Annotated in this window: 6 protein-coding genes; 2 read left to right on the top strand and 4 right to left on the bottom strand. The window is 44.0% G+C overall.

The genetic code is table 11. The features are described 5' to 3' along the window. Positions 1–1524 (top strand): IS1182 family transposase (locus tag AC5WJX_RS01690; RefSeq protein WP_494483094.1); only part of this gene is annotated, 1524 nt, incomplete at its 5' end. Positions 1525–1769: 245 nt separating this feature from the next. Here the strand turns inward: AC5WJX_RS01690 and AC5WJX_RS01685 are convergent. From AC5WJX_RS01685 to AC5WJX_RS01670, 4 genes are read right to left on the bottom strand one after another with little or no spacing between them, the layout of a single operon-like run. Beyond that, positions 1770–2561, bottom strand: coding sequence for an inositol monophosphatase family protein (locus tag AC5WJX_RS01685; RefSeq protein ID WP_494483093.1), 792 nt, complete (start codon positions 2559–2561; stop codon positions 1770–1772). Positions 2562–2571: 10 nt separating this feature from the next. Then, positions 2572–3726 carry a prolipoprotein diacylglyceryl transferase gene (locus tag AC5WJX_RS01680; RefSeq protein WP_494483092.1) on the bottom strand — a complete coding sequence of 385 codons (1155 nt, stop codon included), beginning with the start codon at positions 3724–3726 and terminating at the stop codon, positions 2572–2574. A 29-nt stretch (positions 3727–3755) separates the two neighbouring features. Further along, the gene (gene mtaB / locus AC5WJX_RS01675; RefSeq protein WP_494483091.1) at positions 3756–5075 is read right to left on the bottom strand and encodes a tRNA (N(6)-L-threonylcarbamoyladenosine(37)-C(2))-methylthiotransferase MtaB; all 1320 of its coding nucleotides are present in this window, start codon (positions 5073–5075) and stop codon (positions 3756–3758) included. Between the two features lie 34 nt (positions 5076–5109). Then, positions 5110–5673: a UbiX family flavin prenyltransferase gene (locus AC5WJX_RS01670; protein ID WP_494483090.1), complete on the bottom strand. Its 564-nt coding sequence runs from the start codon at positions 5671–5673 to the stop codon at positions 5110–5112. Between the two features lie 251 nt (positions 5674–5924). Here AC5WJX_RS01670 and AC5WJX_RS01665 point away from each other — a divergent pair, with 251 nt between their 5' ends. Beyond that, positions 5925–7841 carry an ATP-dependent DNA helicase gene (locus AC5WJX_RS01665; RefSeq protein WP_494483089.1) on the top strand — a complete coding sequence of 639 codons (1917 nt, stop codon included), beginning with the start codon at positions 5925–5927 and terminating at the stop codon, positions 7839–7841. Positions 7842–7881 lie beyond the last annotated feature (40 nt).

Raw genomic sequence — 7881 nt, 5'->3', positions numbered from 1 at the left:
AGACCTACTTTCAGGCCCTATCACCAAAATCAATTGGTGATGCTTCCCCCGAGTCTGGACGACTTAATTTCTGCGGATCATTCTGTCCGCGTTGTCAATGATGTGATTAATCGGATCAATCTTGAGCCGCTTTTAAAAGCTTATCACATTCGGGGTGGATCCAATTATCATCCTTTATTGCTTTTGAAGGTGCTGGTTTATGGTTATGTAACCAATATCTATTCCAGTCGGAAGCTTGCTGAAGCCTGCCGGGAAAGGGTTCCTTTTATGTGGCTTAGCGGCATGAGCAAGCCTGACCACAATACCATCAACCGTTTTCGTGGGGTTCGTCTGAAGCATGCACTTCGCTCGGTGTTTGAAGAAGTTGTTCAATTACTGGCCACCGAAGGGCTGTTAAGCATAGATCAGGTTTATACCGATGGAACTAAGATTGAGGCAAATGCCAACAAATACACCTTTGTTTGGAAGAAATCAATCCAGAGCAATAAAGAGAAAATGAAAAAGCAGCTGGAGGATATCTGGAACTACGCCCAGCATGTCGCTGCTGATGAAGATCGGATGCCTGAACCACCTGACCTTAGTACCGTCAATCCGGAAAGTGTGAATGCCACCGTTGAAAAGCTCAATAAACTGCTTGCAGAAAATGACCAGGTTGATAAGAAGGTGAAGGCCAAGCTGAGGTATATCAATAAGACCTTCCCGGAAAACATTGCCAAATATGAAGAACAGGAAGCTATTCTTGGAGAACGCAATAGTTACAGCAAGACAGACACAGATGCTACTTTCATGCGCATGAAAGAGGACCACATGTTGAATGGCCAATTAAAGCCCGGATACAACGTGCAGATATCCACCTCCAATCAGTATATCGTTAATTACACCATCCATCCAAATCCTACAGACACACTAACCTTAAAAGCCCATCTGGAGCAGCATGAGCGTAGCTTCGGCAAAGCGCCTGAAACCCTTACCGCAGATGCTGGATATGGATCAGAAGAAAATTACACCATACTGGAAGGAAGACAAGTTGAAGCATATGTGAAATACAACACGTTCGATAAAGGCCAAAATGAGACTTATAAAAACAAGTATCCGTTCCATGTAGATAGACTTTTTTACAACGAGCAACAAGATGTATATATCTGCCCAATGGGCCAGCAAATGGAATATATTGGTGATAGAAGTCATAAGACTGGCAACGGGTTCATGCAGACATACAGGCAATATCAAGCGAAAAGCTGTAGTAGCTGTCCTTTGAATGGAGCTTGCCATAAATCTAAAACCAATCGGATCATCGAGATCAATGTAAATCTAAAAAGACAAAAACAACAGGCTCATGAGCGACTCAACAGCGAGCAGGGAATAAGGCATCGAAAGAAACGATGCTTTGATGTTGAGCCAGTCTTCGCAAATATCAAACAGAACCATGGGTTCCGCCGCTTTATGCTCCGGGGTAAAGAAAAAGTCGAGATCGAATGGGGTTTACTCGCGATAGCACAAAACTTAAGGAAAAAAGCAGCTTAGAAAGGCTGTTTTTGCTGGTTGTGATGCGGCAAGCTTCCGCTAAGCACCACTTTCTACCCTTGATGATCAAGAAACTCTGAACAACAAAAAACAGCATCAACAAAAAAAAGAGGCCAATCATCTTTCAATGATACGGCCTCTTTTTATAAGAAAATCAAACATCCAGTATATGCTGCAAATATTGATGCGGGAGTAAAAACGCCTGCTGAGGAACACCCCCACGCCCGAACTGAAACCGGAAAATATTATGTGAAATGCTGCTGAATATATCCAAGCAGCTCCGCATCCACCCTGCTGTTCGTCGCGAGTAGCTCTCGGGTTTCCACAAACTCCTCATCACCAGAAAAATTCATTATACGGCCACCCGCCTGTTGCACAATAAATGCACCCGCAGCAACATCCCAGGCATTCAGGTTGTACTCGAAAAAGGCGTCAAAGCGGCCACATGCCACGTAAGCCAGGTCTACTGCTGCTGAACCAATTCTTCTTAGCCCATGACACTTGCGCATCAGCTCCGTAAATAGCGCCATATACTGGGGCTGCTTCTCAAAATCATAATATGGAAAGCCTGTCGACAATAAGGTGTCAGCGATCAGATCCCGGTTGGATACACGAATAACTTTATTGTTCAGATATGCTGCCCCACCTTTGTAGGCATAGAACATCTCTGCACGATTGATCTCGTAAACTACACCGATAACCGGTGCACCATGTTCATAAAGTGCGACGCTTACCGAATAAGTTGGTACACCATGTATGAAATTTGTTGTACCATCTAAAGGGTCAATGATCCAGTTGTAGACCTCCCCTTTTTTATCAATGGTCTGCTCTTCAGTGATAAATCCAGATTCTGGCAGCAGTTCAGCAAGATTGTCGACCAGGATTCTTTCAGCTTGTTTATCTACATAAGAAACGAGGTCATTCAATCCTTTAAACTCGATTCTGTTGTTGTCGAAATTCATTGATTCTTTCCTGATGAAGTTACCCGCCAAGCGGACAACACCCAGGACCTTGGTACATAACAATTCATAATCCATGCTTACAGTTTTAGTAGTTAGCGTGTTTTTCCTTGTTCTTGATGGCAAACAATACCATAACCAAGCCAGAAATAAAGAGAATAGTAGAGATTAATTCAGCTTGTGTAAAGGCAATATCCCCGACGTGATATTTGGTATTTACGCGAATCAACTCCACCAGGAAACGTTCCAGACCGTTAAACATCAGGTAAATCCCGAACAACATGCCAGGATAATTAATCTTGTGGCGGATCTGCCAAAGAATAAGAAACAAAATGAAGGCAGCAATTACTTCGTATATCGGTGTTGGATAAACCGGCTGTGGAAGCTCAAAGCAGAACTTGCCAACGCAGTTTGGTATCTTCAGCCCTTCCATGGCAACGTTATTTGGATAGGTATATGCCCACAGCCAGTCTGGCAACCAGCTGAAAGGTTTAGGGTTCAGGTTCACAATGCCCCAGTCACCATCGCCCGACATATGACAACCGATACGGCCTACGCTGTAAGCCAGCATCATTCCGGGACCACCCACATCCAGCATATGTAAGGGCTTGATACCATTTTTTTTCGCAATAATCAAAACCGCGGCACCGCCACAAATCAATCCTCCATAAAATGTCAAACCGCTGAAGGATAACAATCCACCAATAGGGTCCTGGATAAAAGTATCCCAGTGCTCCAGGTTGTCAAAGATCTTAGCCCCTAAGAAACCCCATACCGCCGCCCAGACAATCAAATTGCCCATCAGCTGATGTGGATATTCCGTTACTTCTACGTTCTTCGGTTTATCAAGTTTGTGTTTGTTTTTTTCCTGGATATCCCAGTAAATGAACAACCCCGCAAATGCAAGACCACCAAGAATATTTCCTTTAGTCGACAGCAAAACGGTTTGGGCGTCATAAACAAATTGACTATAGTTGATTAAAGCATATACCAGTTTGTATCCGACCAGAAATCCAAAGACACCGTTCATCACAAGCTCCGTGGTGGTTGCCTTTTTGCCAATTACATATGTTTTTTTCCGTGGATGTAAGATCCCAAGCGACTCCTTACGTTGCATTTCCTTCGTAAACGCCCAGTACCCGGCAATAAAGGCCAGTGCAACAAAAACGCCGAAAGTATTAAAAGGTAGAGGGATCTGTACGCCGAAAAGGTATTCTAAAAAATGCGAGACGGTAGGGAACATATATAAAAGTAGTTTATGCGAATATAGGATTAATGATGTAAAACCGCTTCTGCTTCGGCAACTTCAACTTCACCCGCTGCAGTCATAGACAAAAGTTGAACCGTCTTAAGCTCATTCACCATCACTGGATCATATTTCGCCCTTACCTTAACATAGTTCTTGGTAAAGCCGTGCATAAAACCACCTTTCTGGTCATCTTCGAAAAGCACTTCGCCCACTTTCCCAATCTGAGATTGGTAAAACGCCCGTCTTTTCTTATCAGACAAAATATGTAACATCTTACTCCGGTCAGCACGGGTGCTGCCTGGCACCACGTCCGGCATTTCAGCAGCGGCCGTTTGTTCACGTTCAGAGTAGGTGAAAACATGTAAATAGGAAACATCCAGGCCATTTAAGAACTGATAGGTATCCAGAAAATCCTCCTGTGTTTCACCAGGGAACCCAACAATCACATCAACACCAATACAGCAATCTGGCATCACTGCTTTGATGGCGGCAACACGTTCGGTATATAACTCACGTCGGTAACGACGTTTCATCAAACCAAGGATTTTGTTGGAACCAGATTGTAATGGAATATGGAAGTGTGGTACAAAACGTTTTGATGTAGAGACAAACTGAATGATCTCATTGCTCAGTAAATTTGGCTCTATAGACGAAATGCGAATTCGCTCAATGCCTTCCACTTCATCCAATGCCTTTACCAGGTCGAAGAACTTATCTTCTCGCTGACCATTCCGTATTCCGAAATCGCCGAGATTCACGCCGGTAAGTACAATTTCCTTAACACCGCTAGCCGCAATCTGCCTCGCGCGGTTCACCACATTTTCAATGGTGTCGCTGCGACTTCCGCCCCTGGCCAAGGGAATGGTACAGTAAGTACAAGGGTAGTCACAACCGTCCTGCACCTTCAGGAAGGTACGGGTTCTGTCGCCAATAGAATAAGCGGCAATGAAATTATGATTTACTTTCTCTATATTTTGCTGGTGTATAACGGCCTTCGGCTGTTTAGTGAGGTCAGAAATAAATTCCACAATACGGAATTTCTCTGCTGCACCAAGCACCATGTCTACGCCTTCAATTTCTGCAATCTCCTGAGGCTTTAACTGTGCATAACAGCCAACGATGGTCACATAAGCGTTCGGCGAGTACTTCAATGCCTCTTTAACCACCTTACGGCACTTTTTATCTGCATGTTCGGTAACCGAACAGGTGTTGATCACATAAACATCTGCACCCTCGGTAAATTCTACAACCGAGTAGCCAGCGTCTGTAAACAGTCGACCTATAGAAGAGGTCTCTGAAAAATTTAACTTACAACCTAATGTATAAAATGCAACTTTCTTCATTTCGAGTGTGCAAAGATAGGTTTTTTTCTAGTAATCAATCATTCCAGCGGTAGCTATCCTGTTCCAGGCCAGCAAGATCAATAACGCGGCTTACCACCGTTTGTGCCACCTCTTCAATGGTCTTCGGCATACTATAAAAGGAAGGATTAGCTGGGCAGATGATCCCCCCTGCTTCGGTGACGGCTTTCATATTGTTGATGTGTATCAGGCTGAAAGGCGTATCCCGCACCACTGTGATGAGTTTTCTACGTTCCTTCAAAATCACATCGGCAGCCCGCGTGATCAGGTCGTTCGAGATCCCCGTTGCAATTCTTCCAAGGGTTCCCATAGAACATGGAATGATAATCATTGTGTCAAACTTTGCAGAGCCCGAGGCAAAAGGTGCATTGAAGTCCATTTTCGGATAAAAGTCAAAGTTATAATCATCGTATGCATCATTACCCAATTCAAAGCGCCAGACTTCCTTGGCATTGTCGGACATCACCACGCCTACCCGCTCAATCTGATCGGCCATTTGCGCCAAACTGTCCAACAATAATTTCGCATAAATGGCGCCGCTGGCACCGGTAACGGCAACAATGATTTTCTTTTTTCTCATCAGTTAAAATAGATACATAAGCTATGCCATAAAAAAGGGCCGAATACAAGTATTCGACCCTACATCTACCTATGAAAAACATACCCCCTAAAGGGTAAGCCCAAATGTAATTTATTTTTTTAATAAAAAAAGTTACTTTCTTGAATATTTCACACTTTCTTTCATACAATGAGCAATAATTATAACGTATAGTAGAGTAACTCTCTTTAATCTACAAATCCCTGAAGCATAAATTCTCGTAAATTTGCCGCATGATCGATGCCACACCATCAAACTTCGTTGCTGATAAAGTATTAGAATTTATAGAATACACCACACTGAATATTTTCCTGACCGGCAAGGCGGGAACCGGGAAAACTACGCTTCTGAGAAAGATTCAATCCAGTACATCTAAAAAGATGGTGATCCTGGCACCTACAGGTGTTGCCGCAATGAATGCCAAAGGAACAACGATCAACTCCTTCTTCCAGTTGCCGCCCGGATCCTTCTTTCCTGGTGATATCAGTATGGAAAACCTCCAATCGGGGATTCTATCAATACAGTCGATGGTTGCTGAACTTAGCTACAGTAAAGAAAAGACAGATCTTTTTAGACTCCTTGAACTGCTTGTGATCGATGAGGTGTCCATGGTGCGCTGCGACTTGCTCGATGTGATAGATGCCATTCTAAGAAAAGTTCGTGGCATCAATGAAGCTTTCGGTGGTGTGCAGCTGCTGCTTATCGGTGATCTATACCAGCTCCCTCCCGTGACCAAAAGGGAAGAATGGTCATTCCTGAACAGGGCATATGCTTCGCCATATTTCTTCGATGCCCAGGTAATCCGCCGTAGTCCGGTATTGCAGGTAGAACTTACCCAGGTCTTCCGTCAAACCGAACCAGCGTTCATTAATATTCTGAACGACATCAGGAACAATACCATCAGCGAAACAAGCTTAAATCTCCTGAATGAAAGATATGATCCGGATTTTAAAGCAAGCGAATCGCTGAACCCCATTATCATTACTTCACACAACGCCGAAGCCAATGCCATCAATAAGCAAAAGCTAGAAGAACTTCCTGGTCAGGAATACACCTTTGAGGGCGAAACTAACGGAACCTTCCGCGACCTTGGCCTACAGGCAGAGCAGAGCCTGAAACTTAAAACAGGTGCGCAAGTCATGTTCATCAAGAACGACGTGGGCGAAAACCGCAGATATTACAATGGAAAGATCGGCAAGGTCAAATCGATCTCTCTTGATGCAACTGAAATTTACATTGCCTTCCCAGGTGAAGAAGATATGCTCCTGAAGAAAAGTTCATGGCAGTCTTTCGAGTATAAAGCTGAGGGTGATGAAGACATTATGCAACAACAGGTGGGCGAGTTCAGCCAATATCCAATTAAGCTTGCCTGGGCTGTGACCATTCACAAAAGCCAGGGCTTAACCTTCGACCATGCCATCATTGACGCAGGTAAGTCCTTTATCGCCGGACAGGTATATGTAGCATTAAGCCGTGTACGAACTTTAAACGGACTAATCCTCCGATCCAGAATCAGTACAGAAAGTTTAAGGTCGAACCCAGAAGTTATTAACTTCATGAAGCCTGCGTCGGTGGAAGTTTTGAATAGCCAAATTACCACTGCCCAGGAAAGGTTTATCCTCCAACTGATCCTCAGGAACTACACTTTAATTAGTCTTAGAGACGGACTGGATAGCCTGGTCAACAACCCAGATGTAAAAAAAACTGGCCTTCCAGAGCTGCAAATCGCACTGAACCATATGGACAAGTCAATTGATGACCTGAGTACTTTGCTTGGGCGCTTCCATGGTCAGCTCATGTCCCTGCATGATAGTAAAGGCTTTGATCAGGAGCAACTCGCGAGCAGGCTGGATGCAGCATTTCAATATTTCAGCAAAGAGTTAACCCTTCAGCTGCTAAACCCACTCAACAAGAATATCCGCGTAAAATCGAAGACGAAAGTGCAGCAACACGTACAACAGCTGCTCATTAAATTCAGACAAACCATAGAACATAAGCTGATTCAAATGCAGCAATCTCTTGAGCTCTTAAAAGAACCGATTAAACCTGAAGGCTACAAAGCCTGGATAAGCAAGCAGAAAACACAACTAACTACAAAACCTGCGAACCCTGCTGGAAACAGCAATGCGGTAAACCTGCAACTTTTCTAATGGTATTCCCTATTTGGGCACTGCGATACCTGATGGTCTG

The organism is Pedobacter sp. NEAU-ZC8, assembly GCF_059278965.1.
Note: the sequence above shows the minus strand (reverse complement) of the source record. Positions and strands in the feature narration are given on the sequence as shown.

Excerpts from the sequence above, each read along its gene's own strand:
- AC5WJX_RS01685 (WP_494483093.1), bottom strand. The coding sequence starts at position 2,561 with ATGGATTATGAATTGTTATGTACCAAGGTCCTGGGTGTTGTCCGCTTG.
- AC5WJX_RS01680 (WP_494483092.1), bottom strand. The coding sequence starts at position 3,726 with ATGTTCCCTACCGTCTCGCATTTTTTAGAATACCTTTTCGGCGTACAG.
- mtaB (WP_494483091.1), bottom strand. The coding sequence starts at position 5,075 with ATGAAGAAAGTTGCATTTTATACATTAGGTTGTAAGTTAAATTTTTCA.
- AC5WJX_RS01670 (WP_494483090.1), bottom strand. The coding sequence starts at position 5,673 with ATGAGAAAAAAGAAAATCATTGTTGCCGTTACCGGTGCCAGCGGCGCC.
- AC5WJX_RS01665 (WP_494483089.1), top strand. The coding sequence starts at position 5,925 with ATGATCGATGCCACACCATCAAACTTCGTTGCTGATAAAGTATTAGAA.